Below are 16,609 nucleotides of genomic sequence, written 5' to 3'. Positions count from 1 at the left end.
ACCGAAAAAAGCGATTCTATCAGCTACCGAAGCGTGCGCCGCGGGCCTCTGGGCCTAGCCACACAAGCACGGCGAGCAACACGGCCACGGCAGCTATCCATGCCGACATGACCAACGGCAAGCCGGCGCCCTGCTCGGCCAGTCGCGATTGCGCCCAGGCCGTACCCGCGGCCAGCAGGTTGCCCATCTGGTAAGCAAAGCCCGGCAAGGTGCCGCGTACCGCATCGGGCGAGAGTTCGTTCAGGTGCGTCGGCACCACGCCCCAGGCACCCTGCACCATCACCTGAATCAGAAACGCGCCGATGCCCAGCAACAGCAACGAACCCCCATAAGTCCACAGCGGGATCACCGGAATCGCCAGCAGCGCCGCGATGATCATGGCGCGGCGACGGCCGATTTTTTCCGACCATGCGCCAAAGAAAATGCCGCCGACCAAGGCGCCAAGATTGAGCAGCGCCACCAGCACAAACGCCGCGCCCGATCCCGTCGGCAAATGCAGATTCACCTCTTCGAAGGTGTGATACATGTCCTGCGAGCCATGGCTGAACATGTTGAACGCGGCCATCAGGCACATGAGATAAATCGCGAGTTTCCAATGCCCGCGCATCGCTTCACTCAAGCGTTTTTTGCCATGCGTGGCGTGGGTTGCTTGCCACGCCGGCGATTCGGGCACCTTGCGTCGAATGTAGAGCACCAGCAGCGCTGGCACGGTCCCGACGATGAACAGGCCGCGCCATCCGATAGCGTCGATCAGGAGCCAGTTCACCAGCGCGCCCAGGAAAAAACCGCACGGATAACCGCTCTGCAGCAGACCGGAGACCAGTCCCCGCGATTTCGGCGGAATCGATTCCATGGCCAACGACGCACCGATGCCCCATTCACCGCCCATCGCCACGCCGAACAGAAAGCGCAACGCCAGCAGCATCGTTATCGATGTAGAAAATGCGGTGAGCAGCTCGAACACCGAAAACAGCACCACATCGACCATCAACACCGGACGGCGACCGAAACGATCGGCCAGGCGACCGAACAGCAAGGCGCCCACGGGACGCGCCGCCAGGGTCAAAAACACGCCTATGGTGACTTCGGTACGGTCGACGTGAAATTCGTTGGCGATACCCACGATCACAAACGTGTAGAGGAAATAGTCGAATGCATCGAGCGTCCACCCCAGGAAACTCGCCAGCACGGTGTGCCGTTGTTCATGATTCAACTCGCGAAGGGCAGACAGAACGGACATGTATGGCTCCGGATATGGCTGCGCGAGGCTAGCACGATGGACAGGCGGCCCGAACCGCCTTCATGTGTGTATAATGTCCGACGAATCACATCCCTCACGGATCGTGGATTCCACCTAAATTCCCATATACGGCAACGCGGTTCTGCAAGAAAAGCTCCGAGTTGCACAGGAGCATTTCATGTCTTTCGAATCGCTGGGCCTCGCCCCTGCGTTGCTGCGCGCGCTTGCCGAACAGGGCTACGCCGAACCCACACCCATCCAGGCCGGCGCCATTCCCGTGGTGCTGGAAGGCGGCGACCTGCTGGCCGCCGCGCAAACCGGCACCGGCAAGACGGCGGCGTTTTCGCTGCCGCTGCTGCATCGGTTATCCACCACCACATCTACCGCCAGGGCGCGTCCACGTGCGCTTGTGCTCACGCCTACGCGCGAGCTGGCGGCCCAAGTCCACGAGAACATTCGCACCTATGGAAAACACCTGCGCGTGAGTAGCGCGGTGATTTTCGGAGGTGTCGGCATGGGGCCGCAGGTGCAGGCACTGCGCCGCGGCGTGGATATTGTCATCGCCACGCCGGGCCGCCTGATCGATCACATGCAGCAGCGCACCGTCGACCTTTCCGGCGTCGAAGTGCTGGTGCTGGACGAAGCCGATCGCATGCTCGACATGGGTTTTCTGCCCGCGCTCAAACGCATCATCGGCGTACTGCCCAGGCAGCGCCAGACGTTGCTTTTCTCGGCAACGTTCGCGCCCGAGATCAAGGCGCTGGCGATCCAGTTCATGCACGCGCCCAGCGAGGTGTCCGTGACGCCGCCCAACAGCGTGGCGACCACGGTGAGCCACGAAGTGCATCCGGTTGACAATGCGCGCAAGCGGGATTTGCTACTGCACGTGCTCAGCAAAGACAGCCGCCGCCAGACGCTGGTCTTCACCCGCACCAAGCATGGTGCCGACAAGCTGGTGCGCCACCTGGAGCAATCGGGCCTGCGCGCGGCAGCCATTCACGGCAACAAGAGCCAGAACGCTCGCACGCGCGCACTGGGCGATTTCAAGAGCGGGCGCATTACCGTACTGGTCGCCACGGATATCGCCGCGCGTGGCATCGATATCGATCAATTGCCCATCGTGATCAACTTCGATCTGCCCATGGTGGCCGAGGATTACGTGCACCGCATCGGCCGTACCGGCCGCGCCGGCGCCAGCGGTTTGGCGCTATCGCTGGTGAGCCATGAAGAATCCGGCTTGCTGCGCGATATCCGCAGGCTCTTGAAGCAGGACATCGCGATCAACGAAGTACCCGGTTTTGAGCTGTCCGAGCCATTGCGCCTGGACGCGCATGCACCACGTCCCAAGCAGGCTCAGCGTCAGCCACGTCAAGGCGGCAATGCGCGCCGCCCGCACGGACATGCGCAGCAGAACAATTCAAGCGGTGACCATGCGATGGGCAATCGCAAGCGCAGGCGGCCGCATGGGCGCAAGCCTGCCGCCATTTGAGCTACTCCTGGCCGACGGCATCCTTCAATCCCGGCACCCCGACATTCGTCGGGGTGCCGGGATACTAAACACTGACGTTCAACCGTCCGGACCAATCAACGCCGTAAGCACGTGATCTTCCCAAACGCCTGCAATCTGCAGATAGCGCTTGGCATAACCTTCACGCTCAAAACCCAGCGAGGCCAGCAGTTTCCCGCTGCGTTCATTGCTCGGCATGTGATTGGCCATGATCCGATGCAGTCTCAGTTCGTCAAAGGCCCAGGCAATACCCGTTTCCAGCGCTTCGCGCATGAAGCCCTGTCCTTGCAGGCGTGCGGCAACGCCATAACCGAGGTGACAGGCCTGAAACGCGCCACGCACGATATTGGCGAAATTCAAGGTGGCGAGAATCGTTTGCTCGTCGCGGTCAAAAGCCATCAATGGATACCCGCGATCCTGCCTGGCATGGTTGCGTCCATCGCCAATGCTTCGGATGCAATGCTCCAGCGTGTAGTACTCCGTATCGCGCAAGGGTTCCCACGGCGCGAGGTGTGCGCGGTTGTCGACGCGATAACGCAATAGTTTGGACGCATCCGTCACGTCCGGAAGGCGAATGCGCGCGCGCGACGTTTCCAATACCGGCCATGCCGTCACGGCTTCAACGCTCCTGATCCGTCGGACGCATCAGCACTTCGTTGATGCACACGTAATCCGGGCGCGTCACGCAGAAGAGAATGGCCTCGGCGATATCTTCCGACTGCAGCTGGCGCATGCCGCTCGCCACACCGTTGAGCGCGGTGCGAACACCTTCATGGCCAATGTGATCGCGCAGTTCCGTATCCACCAGGCCAGGCTCGATCACGCTGACGCGGATGTTGTCCTTGTACACCTCGCGCCGCAGCGATTCGGAAAAAGCCACCACGCCGAACTTGGTGGCCGCATAGGCGCCTGAATTGGGATTGGCCACACGCCCGGCCACTGACGAAATGTTCACGATATGCCCATCACGCCGCGCGCGCATGCCATGCAACGCTGCCTGTGTGGAGGCGATCAGGCTGAGCACGTTCAACTCCAGCATGCGGCGCCAGCGGCCAAGATCGGCCTCTGCAACCGGCTCCAGATACATCACGCCGGCGTTGTTGACCAGGATGTCCAGGTGGCCGTAATGCGCTTCGGTTTCCTTCACAATGCGCTGAGCTTCGACTTCCGAGGCTAGATCCGCCACCAGCACCAGGGGCTCTGCGCCCAGGCCGGCCAGGGTATGGGCCAGTTGCTCAAGCCGATCCTTGCGCCGGGCGGCAATCGCCACCTTGGCGCCCTGCTCGGCCAGTGCCAACGCGGTGGCTTCACCGATGCCCGAGGACGCTCCCGTAACCAACGCGATGCGATCTTTCAGACGGTTTTTCATGTCGATACCCGATGACTACCCAAGCTGCCAAGAGTATGGCGAGCGTACGCTGTTACAATAGTGTCCTTCTCCTGCATGCCGCCGCGCATGCCACGTCGAGGTTTTCCCATGTCGTCCCCGTCTCCTGATTCCAATCCGGCCGCCGCCGGCTTCTCTGCGCTCGCGCTCACGCCGGAAGTCCTGCGTGCGCTGGCCGACGTGGGTTACGAATCACCTTCGCCGATCCAGGCCGCCACCATTCCATCTTTGCTCGAAGGGCGCGATGTGCTCGGTCAGGCGCAAACCGGCACCGGCAAAACGGCGGCGTTCGCATTGCCGATCCTATCGCGCATCGAAATGCGTCCCGGCAAGCCGCAGTCATTGGTGTTGGCGCCCACGCGCGAACTCGCCATTCAGGTGGCCGAAGCATTTCAGCGTTACGCGGCGCACATGCCGGGTTTCCAGGTGCTGCCTATTTATGGCGGACAAAGCTATGGCCCACAGTTGCACGCGCTGCGGCGTGGTGTGCACGTCGTGGTTGGCACACCGGGGCGCGTGATCGATCACCTTGATCGCGGCACGCTCGATCTTTCGGAACTGCGCTTCATTGTGCTCGATGAAGCGGATGAAATGTTGCGCATGGGCTTTATCGACGACGTCGAAAAAGTGCTGCAGGCCACGCCGCCCCAGCGACAGGTTGCGCTGTTTTCCGCCACGATGCCGCCGCCGATCCGCAAGATCGCCCAGCGGCATCTGAAAGATCCGGTGGAAGTCACCATCAAGGCGGCCACCACCACCGCAGCGAACATCCGCCAGCGTTATTGGTGGGTAAGCGGCATGCACAAGCTGGATGCGATGACGCGCATCCTCGAAGCCGAGCCGTTCGACGCCATGATCATCTTCGCACGCACCAAGCAGGCGACCGAAGAACTGGCTGAAAAACTGCAAGCTCGCGGGCTCGCTGCTGCCGCCATCAATGGCGATATCGCACAGCCGCAACGCGAGCGCGTCATTCAGCAGCTCAAAGAAGGCAAGCTCGATATTCTTGTCGCCACCGACGTGGCTGCGCGCGGGCTGGATGTGGAGCGCATCAGCCACGTGCTCAATTACGACATACCCTACGACACGGAAAGTTACGTACACCGCATTGGCCGCACCGGTCGCGCCGGTCGCAGCGGCGAGGCGATTCTGTTCGTAACGCCGCGCGAAAAAGGCATGCTGCGCGCTATCGAACGCGCCACGCGCCAGCCGATCGAGGAAATGAAACTGCCCACGGTAGAAGCCGTGAACGATCGCCGCATCGCGCGCTTCAAGCAAAGCATCAGCGATACGCTCGCCATCGGTGGTTTGGAACAATTCCAGCAACTGATCGAGCAGTACGAACAGGAACACGACATCCCGGCCATTGAAATTGCCGCCGCCTTGGCACGCATCGCACAGGGCGATCGCCCACTCCTGCTGGAAGCGGCGCCCAAGCGCGAACGCACGCATGAGCGTGAAGCACGCCCTGCCCGTGCACACGACGGCGAACCGCGCCGTGCGCAGCGCGAGCCGCGTCAGCACGACGGCAATCCGCGCGATTTCGCCCCGCGCCAGCTTCGCCCGCACGCCACTGAAAGCGGCAAGCGCACATATCGCATCGAGGTGGGACACGAACACGGCGTGAAGCCCGGCAACATCATCGGTGCGATTGCCAATGAAGCCGGCCTGGAGAGCCAGCACATTGGACGTTTAAGCATTCGCGGCGATTACAGCCTGATCGACCTGCCTGATGGCATGCCTGGCGAAGTTTTCCAACACTTGAAGAAGGTGTGGGTGAACCAGCAGCAGTTGCGCATCGCCGAGTGGGATGGCAATGAGGAGGAAGGCAGCACAGGCGGCGCGCGTGCACCGCGCAAACCGGCTTTCAAGCCGACGCATGCGCGCGGAAACACGGGAAAACCGGCGAAGCATGGGGCGGGCCACGGGAAGCCCAAGCGCCATAAGTAAGGCTTTGTGCGTCATGCTTGCTTTATCGTCATTGCAGCTAAGGTCGCAATGACGATGAGCTAGTTCGCCCCGATCGTTTCGCCAAGCACGACAATGCGTTTCCTTGCGGCTCCCCTGTAAGCGCGCCGATGCGCCCATACTTGCAGGACCATGAACACGCTTCCAAGCCTCTATATTTCACACGGCTCGCCAATGACCGCGTTGCATCCCGGTCAGATGGGCGAACGGTTGGCTGAGCTTGCCACCCGCCTGCCGCGCCCGAACGCCATCGTGATCGCCAGCGCGCATTGGCTGGCGCGCGAGCCGAGCGTAGGCACTGCGGCTCGGCCTGAAACCATTCACGACTTCTTCGGCTTCCCGCGCGAGCTGTATGAGATCCAATATCCCGCGCCGGGCGCACCGGACGTTGCCGCGCAGGTTGCGCATCTGCTTGAGCAGGCGGATCTCTCGCCCCGACGTGATCCCGCGCAAGGATTGGATCATGGTGCGTGGGTGCCTTTGCGCCTGCTTTACCCGCAGGCCGATATTCCCGTGATGCCGCTATCGATCCAGCCACATCTTGGACCGGCGCATCAATACGCCGTGGGTCGTGCGCTCGCACCCCTGCGCGAACAAGGTGTCCTGGTGATTGGATCGGGCAGCATCACCCACAACTTGCATGATCTTCGCGCTGGCTACAGCGATGCTAATGAAGCGCCGTATGTGCGTCCTTTCATTGGCTGGATCGAACAGAAGATCAAAGCCGGCGACATCGGCGCTTTGCTCGACTATCGCCGGCAAGCGCCCGGCGCCGAACGCGCGCATCCCACCGACGAACATCTGCTGCCGCTTTATGTGGCGCTTGGCGCCGCCGGCGAGCACATCGCCGGGCAGCGTATCGATGCAGGTATCGACCTGGGCTTTCTCGCCATGGACATCTATCGTTTCGACAGCGCGCCGGCAACCGTCACTGCACAATGATGGTCCCCACCATCATCGGGTGGATTGAGCAGTAATAGGTGTAAGTACCTGGCTTGGAAAATGTCACGGTGTAGCTGTCGCCGGAATCCAACGCCTTCGATGAGGGGAACGTCGCGCCGGCGCTGGTCACCACGTGAGGCTCCTCATCGCGATTGGTCCACACCACGCGCGTGCCGATCGGCACAGTGAGTGTCTTGGGCACGAATGCGAAGTTCTGGATGCCCACAGCATAGCTCGTGTCTTTGGCCGGTGCCGCACCGGCAGCTGGACATGCGAACACTGCGCAGTACAACGCCATCCACATCGCGCGCACTATCGATCGGCTCATGCCATCACCTCGTCGGTCACCGCCAGCGCACCACCGACATGTACGTGCCGCACGTCGCGGATTCCCAGATAACGATGCAGCGCATCTGGCTTCACGCTCTGCAACGGCCCTGGCGCGGGTGCTGCGCCTGGCGCCGGTTGCGGATAGGCGGTGGAACGCGCGGTGTAAAACGTGATGTGGCCTTCCACCTTTTGCTGGATCTGATGGATATGCCCGTTGAGTACGGTTACCGAGCCGAAACGCCGCAGGTACGTCATCGCTTGCGCGCTGTCGTCCGTCCCCCAGCCCCACTGCGGATAAAGAGGCCATAGCGGCATATGTGCAAACACGACGATGGGTGTCTCGGCGGATAAGCCGGCAAGATCGTTCTTCAGCCATGCCAACTGATCTGCGCCCAGCAAACCCAATCCACCGGCTTTGAGGTTAAGCACATTGATGAGACCTACGAAATGCACGCCACCCTGGTCGAAGCTGTACCAGCCACCCGCATGCTGCTTCTCGCCGAAACGGCGGAAGAATTCGGCACCGTTGTCGCCGATGACATCGTGTTCGCCAGGCACGTAAAAGCTGCGGCCGAGGCGGGCTTCCTGCATCAGTCCGGCCAAGGTATCGAACTGTTCGGGTTTGGATAAATGGGTGAGATCGCCCGTATGCAGCACAAAGGCGGGCTGCGATGTCTGCGCCCGGATCATCGCCAGCGAGCGCCGCAAGGTGCCCACCACGTCCGGGTTGGGCGCTCGGTGAAAGCCGATGTGCGAATCGCTGATCTGCACAAAACTGAAAGCCGAGCCCTGCGCGGCGCCGTTGTCGTTGTCGCCCAACGGCTGTGCTTGCAGTACACCGCTTTTCATCAGCCATAAGGTGCCAGCCCCGGCCCAGGCCATGCATTTGAGGAATTGCCGCCGACCCTGTTCGTTGTCCTGTTCCATCACACGCTCCGCCAGTAGGGCCGCCCAGCGCCGCCCTCACCTGCCTTTACCGGGTCGCCGACCGGCCTATTCCGTGTTTTCCCGCGCGGGAATAAAGTCGCCGCAATGCCGGTATGAGGTTTTATGCCCTCCGACTTTCGTCCTCCCGCATCAACACCCCGACGCACACATTTCGAGGTGTGCGTACTGCCGTATCTGGATGCCGCCTACAACCTTGCGCGATGGCTGACGCGCGACGATGCGGATGCGCAAGACGTCGTGCAGGAGGCGATGCTGCGTGCATTCCGTTATTTTGACAGTTTCCGGGGTGGCGATGCGCGCGTATGGCTGCTCGCCATCGTGCGCAACACGTTTTATTCGTTGCGTGCAAAAGGCGCATCGGACGATGCACATGAATCCTTCGACGACGATACACATGGGCTCATTGACGAGCAGCTGTCGCCGGAAGCGCGCGTGTTGCTGGCGGTAGACGTGCGTGCGCTACACGCCGCACTGGGCCAACTTCCACACCCTTTGCGCGAAGCCATCGTGCTGCGCGAACTGGAAGAGTGTTCCTACAAGGAGATCGCCTCCATCACCGGGCAGAAAATCGGCACGGTGATGTCGCGATTGGCTCGCGCACGCGAACGGCTGAAAACCGAACTCTCTCGCTCTTCCACGGAGGCATGCCGTCATGATGTGTGATGACGCAAGGCTGCTTCTGCACGCCTATCTCGATAACGAACTGGACGCTTCGCAAAGCGTAGCCATGGAACACCATCTGCGCCACTGCTCCGCCTGTGCGGCACAGCATGCCGATTTCCTGCAGCTTCGCGCTGCGTTTACGCAGGCGTCGCTTTACCGCCGAGCACCGGATGCGTTACGCGTGCAATGGTCTTTCCCGGAGCCCACATCGGCCGCCAACGCAGCGCCGGCCAGAACGCGTCGCGCGCCCATTGCGCTGTCGATGGCCGCAGGCTTCGCCGCCGCACTGTTGATCACGCTGCCCGCGTTCTATGCGCTGCATCGTCACGACAATGCAAATCTGACCGTCGAGGAAGCCATCTCCGGCCATATCCGCTCGATGCAGCCGCAACATCTCATGGACGTTATTTCCACCGACCAGCACACCGTGAAACCGTGGTTCGCCGGCAAGCTGGATTTCTCACCCCGCGTCAAAGATCTGGCAAACGCGGGCTTCCCGCTGGTGGGTGGGCGGCTCGACGCACTCGATGGACACGATGTCGCCGCACTCATCTACCGGCGGCGCCTGCATGTGATCAATCTGTATCAGTGGCCCGTATCATCGGAAACCGCTGCGGTGAGTGTTTCGCAACAACGCGGTTATACGGTCATCCAATGGACGGACGAACACATGCGATTCGTCGCCATCTCCGACGTCGAGGAGAGCCAATTGCAGCAGTTCGTGCAGCTTTTTCGAAACGACGCCGTCTCGCCGCTCATGCGCTAACCGACCTGTTGGCGCGTAGGCGCTCGGCTGACCGCCTCGATTGAGAAGGCGAGCAGATTCTTGAAAAAATCCAACCCAGCACCGCCAGGATCAGCAGCCCGCCCAGGCCCAGGCGTCCACCGCCAAACCCGCCGAATCATCCGCCAGCGCGACTGCGATCGACGTCGACATTCTGACTTTCTTCACCCTTTTTGCCCGCCCATACAGCCCCGACACGTACTTGTCAGTGTGCCCGTTGGCACCCCCACAGCCGCGCACCAACCCGCTACAGTGTCAGCACCTTTTTGCAACGAGGCCACCATGATCCAGAACCTGCCCGCCCTGGTTGTACTGCTGACCGTTCTGCTGCAATTTGGAACGATGTATGCAGTGGGAAAAGCGCGTGGGAAGTATCGGGTCGAGGCGCCGGCCACCACTGGACACCCCGCGTTCGAACGCGCCTATCGCGTGCAGATGAATACGCTGGAAAGCTCCGTCATGTTTCTGCCTGCACTGTGGCTTGCCGTGCACTATGGCTACGCGTTGTGGGCCGGTGTAGCAGGCCTGGTATGGGTCATTGGACGCGTCTGGTACGCGCTGGCGTATCTGCGCGATGCAGGCAAGCGCGGTCCGGGCTACATGGTCTGCATGGCGGGGTGGGCAGCGTTGGTCGTGATGGGTGTCATGGGGCTGGCCCGCGCCTGGATCGCCGGCTGATAGTCGATGACTGCATTACCGTCCACCCATCCGCCGGTGACGCCGCCGCGGCAACAGGCACCCGGCGTACTGCAGGCATTGGGCGTCATTCTGCTGTATTTCCTGCTACAGGTCGCCGCGGGCGTGCTGATGGGTTTAGCGGTAGGTGCGCTGGAGAAGGTGCGTCATCCGGAACTCTCACTCGCCGATGCACGCAAGCATGCCATGGCCGTGCTGCAGCAGCCGGACAGCAATGCCATGCTGGTGGTCATTGCGCTGCCATTGATTGCATTGCTGTTGTTCTGGCTGGTGCATCGCATGTGGCCGCCACTTTGGGCGCGAGGCGATCAACCCGGCTTCGGTTTCACTGCACCGACCGCGTTTCGCTGGTACGGCACCGCACTGCTGGTTGGCGTGGTAATGCCACCGTTAGGTGCGCTGATCACGCAACTGCTCGCACACGGGCATGAGGTCACGCAAAACGTGCAGGAACTGAGCCAGCATGCGTCCCCTTCCCTGCGCCTGCCGCTTTCGATCGTGGCGGTCACGGTTGGCCCGATGATCGAAGAACTGATGTTTCGCGGTGTGCTGCTGTCGGCGTTGTTGCGGCGTCTGTCGGTCACCACGTCGATCATCTGCTGCGCGGTACTGTTCGCCTGCGTGCATCTGGATGGTCTGCAGTTTCAGTGGTACGCGCTGCCCAATCTCACCTTGCTTGCCGCTGCGCTGTGCTGGCTGCGGTTGAAATCCGGTTCGCTGTGGCCGGCGATTCTCGCGCACGGCTTGTACAACCTGTTTGCATTGGTGGCGCTGTTTGCCGCCGCATGAGTGGGCGCTCAGGCCGCCACACTGAAAGACTGCAGCAAGCGCGCGGTTTCGAACAAAGGCAAACCCATCACGCCGGAATAGCTGCCTTCCAGATGTTCAATCAAAGTGGCGCCTTTGCCCTGGATGGCATAGGCGCCCGCCTTGCCGAACGGCTCGCCGCTCGCCACGTAGGCGGCAATGGTCGCCTCGCTCAGGTCCGCAAAGCGCACGCGCGAGATGCAGATATCACCACGCTCGTGTTCAGCGGACATCATCCACACCGCTGACATCACTTCATGCGTGCGCGCCGCAAGCGTGTGCAGCATTCGGCTGGCGTCCCCGGCATCTTTTGGTTTGCCGAAGATCCGGTTGTCCAGTACCACCTCCGTATCCGACGCGATCACCACTGCATCAGCTTTCAGCTGTGGTGCGAGCGATTGCCATCCGGCGCGCGCTTTGTCGCGTGCCACGCGCTGCACGTAATCGACCGGTGCTTCGTCAGGAAGCGGGATTTCCGCCACATCCACATCAAGAACGGAAAAGCTGACACCAAGCTGTCCAAGCAATTCGCGGCGGCGCGGCGACTGGGAGGCCAGATAAAGCATGCATGCTCCTTGCGTGTTCATGAGTAGCTAAAGGCCAAGACCATACTCGCAAAAGACCTGATCGCGCTTCCATCCCAACGATTCGTACAGCGATTGCGCAGGCGCATTGATTAACTCTGTGGTGAGCGAAAGACTGGCCGCCCCCAGTGCACGCGCGTGATCGGCCGATGCCCTCAGCAAGGCTTTTGCAACGCCAAGGCGGCGCGCATGGGGCGCTACAAAAAGATCGTTGAGCAAATAGGTGCGCACCATGCGTACGGACGAGAACAACGGATAGAGCTGGCAAAAACCCAAACCTGGGTTCTCCTCGTCACCGGCAAGCAGAATCAGCGATTCGTGGTGAGCAAAACGCTCGGCAAGAAAATGGCGTGCCTGCGCAGGATCGGCAGGCTGTCGGTAAAACTGCCGGTATCCGTCAAATAACGGCACCAGCGTATCCAGATCGTAAATGCTCGCCTGGCGAACCTGAAAGCGCATGACAACCCCCAAAATAAACGACCAGGCCCGGACACATCGCGCGGGCCGTAGGGTCGATCACGCGCGATGGTACGGATGCCCAGCCAACAAAGTGGTGGCGCGATAAAGCTGTTCGACCAACACCAACCGCACCAGCATATGCGGGAGCGTGAGCGGGCCCAATGACCACTTTTGATCGGCGCGCGCTAACACTTCGGGTGCGTGACCGTCGGGGCCCCCAATGAGAAAAGCGATATCGCGGCCAGCCATGCGCCATTTTGCGAGTTGTTCGGCAAGTTCTTCGCTGGACCACGCCTTGCCACGACCGTCGAGAGCAATCACCTGGATGTCGCGTGGCAACGCGGCAAGCATGGCAACGCCTTCATCGTGGATGGCGCGCACATCGTCGCGCCCCTTGCCGCGCGCGCCGGGCTTCAATTCGATCAATTCGAGGGGCAAATCGTGGGAGAGCCGTTTACGGTATTCGGCAAACCCTTCTGCAACCCACGCGGGCATGCGTTCGCCGATGGCGATCAGGCGCGCACGCATGCCGGATTTTTTATCAACCCGTGGCCAGGGCGGCTTCGCCGCCGGCGTCGCGATCGCCTACGGTCCACAGGCGTTCCAGGCCGTAGAACTCGCGAATGCGCGGCAGCATGACGTGCACGATGACATCGCCCAGATCCACCAGCACCCACTCGGCCTCTCGCTCGCCTTCGACACCAAGCGGCATCACGCCCGCCTGTTTGGCGAACCTGACCACTTCGTCGGCGATGGATTTGACGTGGCGTGCCGAGGTGCCGGAAGCAATCACGAGCAGGTCGGCGATGGAAGTTTTGCCGCGTACATCGATTTCTCGAATGTCCTTGGCCTTAAGGTCTTCAAGGGCGGCTATGACAGTCTTGCGCAGAGTGGCCGCATTGGCGGCCTTGGCATGGCGAATGGTGGTCAAGAGGTGGGGCCTCGCAGCGTATCGGCGGCGCGGGATCGCGCGGGTGCAGTATATCCGCCTTGTCGTAACGGCACGTCAAGCCTTGCCAGGCCCCTGCGGGGAGATTTATGGGTGGAACCAGGGGCAGGCCCTGCCCCGCAGCTGACCCTATCCCCGGCGGGGAGCGGAAACAAAAGCCCGTGACAACAATCGCCCACCCATGAGTGAGTTGGCGCCTATCACGATCGCGATGGCAAGCAGGTGCATCAGCAGATCCGACGCGGAGGCGTCGAAGTTGTGGAAGATCTCCAGGAGACTGGCCGAAGCCGCCGCGCTGGCGAGGCCCACCATGATCGCCGTCAGTGCCGGGTGCAACGGGCAGGCGCGCCGCAACAGCCAGATCATCAGAGCGGACAGCGGCACCGAAAAACTGATGATGAAGATCAGGCAATCGTCGGCGCCATGGATGTTCATCACCGGCATGCCAGGAATGTGCGCGCGCAAGCAGCCCATGCCACTGGCGGCAATCCACACCAGCGCACTGGGCACCGGCAGCCAGGCCCACTTGAGCGTGCGTCCGGGCACCGCGAGCACGAATGAGGTGAGCGCCGCAGTGATCGCCGTGATCACCGCGCCGGCCGCGGCAACGCCCAGATCGGGAGCCACCTCCCAACGATGCATCATGGTGGTTGCACCATGACGCACCAACAGCACCGCCGCCGTGACCACCACGACCAGCAGCCAGCCAAGCGCGCGCCGCCACGGCGGCGGCAGACGCCGCACCGGCGTCAGCTCGGCGCCGAGCGCGTCGATCAGGGCTTCGTGGTGTGCTGCTTCGGACATGACGGTTCAGGATTCTCCATGCAAGCGATCGCGCAACGTTTTCAGCGCACGATGCAGATTAACTTTGAGCGCACCGGTATTTCGCCCGGTGTGTTGGGCAGCCTCGGCCAGGGATTGCTCCTTGAGGCCCAGCTGCTCCACCGCCTCACGCTGGCCCGGCGGAAGGGTTCGGATAGCGTCGCGCAGCCGCCGCGCCTCTTGCGCACGCTCCGCGCCGACGCTGGCGTCGTCGCGATCCGGATGGGTGTCGAAGGCCCATTCGTCGTGTACTTCGCGGTGTTCGCGGCGGCCATGGCTGCGCAGCACGTCGATGGCGCGACGCGCAGCGATCGCCGACAGCCACGCATCGTAGGAACGCGTGGGATCGAAGGTATGCCGCACGCGATGCACGGTCAGCAGGGTTTCCTGCACCACATCATCGAGCGTGTCCACCGGCACACCCTGGCGCCTTGCCACACTGCGGATCAGTGCCACCGAAGCGGTCAGCAGGCGCGCGTAGGCACGCTGATCGCCCGCTTGCGCGGCCGCCATCCATGCAGCCCGTTGTCGGTCTGCCTGTTCGCTGGCACTGAGTGTTTCGGTTGACACGGCCTTGTCGCTATCCCGCCTCCGTGGCGGAGGCTGGCGTAGTAGTACCCATGGACCGTCAAAGGTCAAGGATGAAAAGGCACGCATGGCTCGCCAAGGGGTCGGTTTCCATGAACTGATTCGCCTTCGCCGATGGTTTGGTTACCCCGTCGTAGCGCAAAACCTTAACGTAACCATTCGTCCGGCACAGCGAATACCCTGTCGGAACACGACCTGCGAGTCAGCCATGCTTTTGCTCACCCTCGCCTTCCTCGGCGGCATCCTCACCATTCTCAGCCCGTGCATTTTGCCGGTGCTGCCCTTCGTGTTCGCACGCGCCGACCGACCGTTCGCGCGCAACGGCTTGCCAATGCTGATAGGCATGGCGCTTACCTTCGCGCTGGTCGCCACGCTGGCGGCGGTGGGCGGCGGATGGGCGGTGCGCGCCAATCAGTTCGGCCGCTATGCGGCATTGCTGGTATTGGCGGTACTGGGTCTTACGTTGCTCTCCACACACGTCGCCGAATGGATCAGCCGGCCTTTCGTGAAACTGGGCAACCGGCTGACCGAAAAAGCACAAGCGCAAGAGGATTCACCATGGTCCGCCGCGGGGCTGGGCGTGGCTACGGGTCTGCTATGGGCGCCCTGTGCAGGGCCGATCCTGGGCCTGCTGCTGACGGGCGCCGCCCTGCAAGGCGCCAGCGTGGAAACCACCCTGCTCTTGCTTACCTATGCCGGCGGCGCGGCCGTGTCGCTCGCGTTGGCGTTGCTGGTTGGCGGTCGCGTATTTGCGCTGATGAAGCGGTCGCTGGGTGCTGGCGAATGGGTGCGTCGTGGCCTGGGCGTTCTGGTGCTGTGTGGTGTAGCCGCCATTGCGCTAGGCGCAGACACCGGTTTGTTGACGCGCGTTTCCCTGGCAAGCACCAGCGGCATCGAGCAAACGCTGATCAACGCCATACAACCTGCGCCGGTTCAGGCCGCGCCCGTGCCAAAGCGTGATCAACCGCTGCCGGTTGAAGGTGAGCTGCCTTCACTGGCTGGCGCAACGCAATGGTTCAACAGCGCACCTCTGTCGCCTGCATCCTTGCGCGGCAAAGTGGTGCTTGTGGATTTCTGGACCTATTCCTGCATCAATTGCATCCGCTCGCTGCCTTACGTCAACGCGTGGGCGCAGAAGTATCGCGATCACGGCCTGGTGGTGATCGGCGTGCATTCCCCGGAATTCGCGTTCGAGAAGGATCCCAGCAACGTCGCCAAGGCGATCAAGGATTTCCACATCGATTATCCCGTGGCGATGGATAACGACTACGCCATCTGGAAAGGTTTCAACAACGAATACTGGCCCGCGCACTATTTCATCGACGCGCAGGGTCGAATCCGCGCGCATCACTACGGTGAAGGCGACTACGCCGGCAGCGAAGATGTCATTCGCCGGCTATTGAGCGAAGCGGGCTACAAAAACTTGCCGATGGGTTATGTGCAACCCGGCGCATCGGGCGCAGAAGCGGCAGGCTCGGGTGACATGGATCGCTCGCCCGAGACGTATGTGGGCTATGCACGCAGCGAAGGTTTTGCCGGCGGACAAATCGCCCACGACGAGAACTGGCATTACCACGCACCCGGCACGCTTGCAGCCAATCAATGGGCATTGGACGGCAACTGGACCATCGGCCCGCAAAACGCCACGCTCGACACACCGACCGGTCGCATCACCTACCGCTTCCGCGGCCGCGACTTGCATCTGGTGCTTGGCCCCGGCGATCGCGGCAAGCCCGTGCGATTCCGCATTACGCTCGATGGCAAGGCACCCGGCGATGATCACGGCGCCGATGTCGATGCCGAAGGCAACGGCATCATCAACACGCAACGCCTCTATCAATTGGTGCGCCAGGCCCATGGCACCGGCGAGCGCGTGTTCGAAATTACATTTCTTGATCCGGACGTGCACGTTTACGCCTTCACGTTCGGTTGAAT

At 61.8% G+C, this 16,609-nt stretch carries 19 protein-coding genes; 8 read left to right on the top strand and 11 right to left on the bottom strand.

The features are described 5' to 3' along the window. Window positions 1-19: 19 nt before the first annotated feature. Window positions 20-1,240, bottom strand: coding sequence for an MFS transporter (locus DWU98_RS02155; protein ID WP_115493811.1), 1,221 nt, complete (start codon window positions 1,238-1,240; stop codon window positions 20-22). Window positions 1,241-1,418: 178 nt separating this feature from the next. Here DWU98_RS02155 and DWU98_RS02150 point away from each other — a divergent pair, with 178 nt between their 5' ends. Beyond that, complete coding sequence (locus tag DWU98_RS02150; protein ID WP_115493810.1) at window positions 1,419-2,729, top strand: DEAD/DEAH box helicase; 1,311 nt, start codon at window positions 1,419-1,421, stop codon at window positions 2,727-2,729. Between the two features lie 78 nt (window positions 2,730-2,807). On the opposite strand, the gene DWU98_RS02145 is transcribed toward DWU98_RS02150, so the two are convergent. Both DWU98_RS02145 and DWU98_RS02140 read right to left on the bottom strand, forming a co-directional pair. Beyond that, window positions 2,808-3,362 (bottom strand): GNAT family N-acetyltransferase, encoded by a 555-nt coding sequence (locus DWU98_RS02145; RefSeq protein WP_115493809.1) that lies wholly within the window; start codon window positions 3,360-3,362, stop codon window positions 2,808-2,810. A gap of 4 nt (window positions 3,363-3,366) precedes the next feature. Beyond that, window positions 3,367-4,116, bottom strand: coding sequence for an SDR family NAD(P)-dependent oxidoreductase (locus DWU98_RS02140; RefSeq protein WP_115493808.1), 750 nt, complete (start codon window positions 4,114-4,116; stop codon window positions 3,367-3,369). 108 nt (window positions 4,117-4,224) lie between these two features. Between DWU98_RS02140 and DWU98_RS02135 the strand changes: the two genes are divergently transcribed. Continuing rightward, a complete protein-coding gene (locus tag DWU98_RS02135) occupies window positions 4,225-6,084 on the top strand; it encodes a DEAD/DEAH box helicase (protein WP_115493807.1) in 1,860 nt (619 codons plus the stop codon). A gap of 150 nt (window positions 6,085-6,234) precedes the next feature. After that, window positions 6,235-7,044 carry a dioxygenase family protein gene (locus tag DWU98_RS02130; protein WP_115493806.1) on the top strand — a complete coding sequence of 270 codons (810 nt, stop codon included), beginning with the start codon at window positions 6,235-6,237 and terminating at the stop codon, window positions 7,042-7,044. Here DWU98_RS02130 and DWU98_RS02125 read toward each other — a convergent pair. Next, on the bottom strand, window positions 7,031-7,372 hold the full coding sequence (locus DWU98_RS02125) for a cupredoxin domain-containing protein (RefSeq protein WP_230474618.1): 342 nt from the start codon (window positions 7,370-7,372) through the stop codon (window positions 7,031-7,033). The two genes, DWU98_RS02130 and DWU98_RS02125, sit on opposite strands and share 14 nt — an antisense overlap. Continuing rightward, window positions 7,369-8,301 carry a metallophosphoesterase family protein gene (locus DWU98_RS02120; protein ID WP_115493804.1) on the bottom strand — a complete coding sequence of 311 codons (933 nt, stop codon included), beginning with the start codon at window positions 8,299-8,301 and terminating at the stop codon, window positions 7,369-7,371. The genes DWU98_RS02125 and DWU98_RS02120 overlap by 4 nt, the downstream gene beginning before the upstream one ends. Before the next feature lie 123 nt (window positions 8,302-8,424). Between DWU98_RS02120 and DWU98_RS02115 the strand changes: the two genes are divergently transcribed. The 4 genes from DWU98_RS02115 (at window position 8,425) to DWU98_RS02100 (ending at window position 11,254) form a co-directional block, all read left to right on the top strand. Next, on the top strand, window positions 8,425-8,985 hold the full coding sequence (locus DWU98_RS02115; RefSeq protein ID WP_115493803.1) for a sigma-70 family RNA polymerase sigma factor: 561 nt from the start codon (window positions 8,425-8,427) through the stop codon (window positions 8,983-8,985). Further along, entirely contained in the window at window positions 8,975-9,751 is a 777-nt protein-coding gene (locus tag DWU98_RS02110) for an anti-sigma factor family protein (RefSeq protein ID WP_115493802.1), read from the top strand. Before DWU98_RS02115 ends, DWU98_RS02110 begins: the two co-directional genes overlap by 11 nt. 303 nt (window positions 9,752-10,054) lie before the next feature. Next, entirely contained in the window at window positions 10,055-10,447 is a 393-nt protein-coding gene (locus DWU98_RS02105; RefSeq protein ID WP_115494152.1) for an MAPEG family protein, read from the top strand. A 6-nt stretch (window positions 10,448-10,453) separates the two neighbouring features. Then, window positions 10,454-11,254, top strand: a complete 801-nt coding sequence (locus DWU98_RS02100) for a CPBP family intramembrane glutamic endopeptidase (RefSeq protein WP_115493801.1) — start codon at window positions 10,454-10,456, stop codon at window positions 11,252-11,254. A gap of 8 nt (window positions 11,255-11,262) precedes the next feature. Here the strand turns inward: DWU98_RS02100 and DWU98_RS02095 are convergent, their stop codons facing one another. The 6 genes from DWU98_RS02095 to DWU98_RS02070 all read right to left on the bottom strand — a co-directional run bounded on the left by DWU98_RS02095 (window position 11,263) and on the right by DWU98_RS02070 (window position 14,599). After that, the gene (locus tag DWU98_RS02095; RefSeq protein WP_115494151.1) at window positions 11,263-11,838 is read right to left on the bottom strand and encodes a Maf family protein; all 576 of its coding nucleotides are present in this window, start codon (window positions 11,836-11,838) and stop codon (window positions 11,263-11,265) included. A gap of 27 nt (window positions 11,839-11,865) precedes the next feature. After that, on the bottom strand, window positions 11,866-12,315 hold the full coding sequence (locus tag DWU98_RS02090) for a GNAT family N-acetyltransferase (RefSeq protein ID WP_115493800.1): 450 nt from the start codon (window positions 12,313-12,315) through the stop codon (window positions 11,866-11,868). Between the two features lie 57 nt (window positions 12,316-12,372). Beyond that, on the bottom strand, window positions 12,373-12,843 hold the full coding sequence (gene rlmH, locus DWU98_RS02085; RefSeq protein WP_115493799.1) for a 23S rRNA (pseudouridine(1915)-N(3))-methyltransferase RlmH: 471 nt from the start codon (window positions 12,841-12,843) through the stop codon (window positions 12,373-12,375). A 13-nt stretch (window positions 12,844-12,856) separates the two neighbouring features. Continuing rightward, window positions 12,857-13,246, bottom strand: coding sequence for a ribosome silencing factor (rsfS, locus tag DWU98_RS02080; protein ID WP_115493798.1), 390 nt, complete (start codon window positions 13,244-13,246; stop codon window positions 12,857-12,859). Between the two features lie 147 nt (window positions 13,247-13,393). Continuing rightward, window positions 13,394-14,068 carry an NrsF family protein gene (locus DWU98_RS02075; protein ID WP_115493797.1) on the bottom strand — a complete coding sequence of 225 codons (675 nt, stop codon included), beginning with the start codon at window positions 14,066-14,068 and terminating at the stop codon, window positions 13,394-13,396. Between the two features lie 6 nt (window positions 14,069-14,074). Continuing rightward, window positions 14,075-14,599, bottom strand: coding sequence for an RNA polymerase sigma factor (locus tag DWU98_RS02070; RefSeq protein ID WP_115493796.1), 525 nt, complete (start codon window positions 14,597-14,599; stop codon window positions 14,075-14,077). A gap of 283 nt (window positions 14,600-14,882) precedes the next feature. Here DWU98_RS02070 and DWU98_RS02065 point away from each other — a divergent pair, with 283 nt between their 5' ends. Beyond that, window positions 14,883-16,607 (top strand): cytochrome c biogenesis protein DipZ, encoded by a 1,725-nt coding sequence (locus DWU98_RS02065; protein ID WP_115493795.1) that lies wholly within the window; start codon window positions 14,883-14,885, stop codon window positions 16,605-16,607. Window positions 16,608-16,609: the final 2 nt, after the last annotated feature.

The organism is Dyella monticola, assembly GCF_003363155.1.
In the GTDB taxonomy this organism is placed as follows: Bacteria; Pseudomonadota; Gammaproteobacteria; order Xanthomonadales; family Rhodanobacteraceae; genus Dyella_B; species Dyella_B monticola.
Note: the sequence above shows the minus strand (reverse complement) of the source record. Positions and strands in the feature narration are given on the sequence as shown.

Bases quoted from the DNA above. Each gene is read 5' to 3' on its own strand.
- DWU98_RS02155 (WP_115493811.1), bottom strand. From the start codon at position 1,240: ATGTCCGTTCTGTCTGCCCTTCGCGAGTTGAATCATGAACAACGGCAC.
- DWU98_RS02150 (WP_115493810.1), top strand. From the start codon at position 1,419: ATGTCTTTCGAATCGCTGGGCCTCGCCCCTGCGTTGCTGCGCGCGCTT.
- DWU98_RS02140 (WP_115493808.1), bottom strand. From the start codon at position 4,116: ATGAAAAACCGTCTGAAAGATCGCATCGCGTTGGTTACGGGAGCGTCC.
- DWU98_RS02135 (WP_115493807.1), top strand. From the start codon at position 4,225: ATGTCGTCCCCGTCTCCTGATTCCAATCCGGCCGCCGCCGGCTTCTCT.
- DWU98_RS02130 (WP_115493806.1), top strand. From the start codon at position 6,235: ATGAACACGCTTCCAAGCCTCTATATTTCACACGGCTCGCCAATGACC.
- DWU98_RS02125 (WP_230474618.1), bottom strand. From the start codon at position 7,372: ATGAGCCGATCGATAGTGCGCGCGATGTGGATGGCGTTGTACTGCGCA.
- DWU98_RS02120 (WP_115493804.1), bottom strand. From the start codon at position 8,301: ATGGAACAGGACAACGAACAGGGTCGGCGGCAATTCCTCAAATGCATG.
- DWU98_RS02115 (WP_115493803.1), top strand. From the start codon at position 8,425: ATGCCCTCCGACTTTCGTCCTCCCGCATCAACACCCCGACGCACACAT.
- DWU98_RS02110 (WP_115493802.1), top strand. From the start codon at position 8,975: ATGATGTGTGATGACGCAAGGCTGCTTCTGCACGCCTATCTCGATAAC.
- DWU98_RS02100 (WP_115493801.1), top strand. From the start codon at position 10,454: ATGACTGCATTACCGTCCACCCATCCGCCGGTGACGCCGCCGCGGCAA.
- DWU98_RS02095 (WP_115494151.1), bottom strand. From the start codon at position 11,838: ATGCTTTATCTGGCCTCCCAGTCGCCGCGCCGCCGCGAATTGCTTGGA.
- DWU98_RS02090 (WP_115493800.1), bottom strand. From the start codon at position 12,315: ATGCGCTTTCAGGTTCGCCAGGCGAGCATTTACGATCTGGATACGCTG.
- rlmH (WP_115493799.1), bottom strand. From the start codon at position 12,843: ATGCGTGCGCGCCTGATCGCCATCGGCGAACGCATGCCCGCGTGGGTT.
- DWU98_RS02075 (WP_115493797.1), bottom strand. From the start codon at position 14,068: ATGTCCGAAGCAGCACACCACGAAGCCCTGATCGACGCGCTCGGCGCC.
- DWU98_RS02070 (WP_115493796.1), bottom strand. From the start codon at position 14,599: ATGGCGGCCGCGCAAGCGGGCGATCAGCGTGCCTACGCGCGCCTGCTG.
- DWU98_RS02065 (WP_115493795.1), top strand. From the start codon at position 14,883: ATGCTTTTGCTCACCCTCGCCTTCCTCGGCGGCATCCTCACCATTCTC.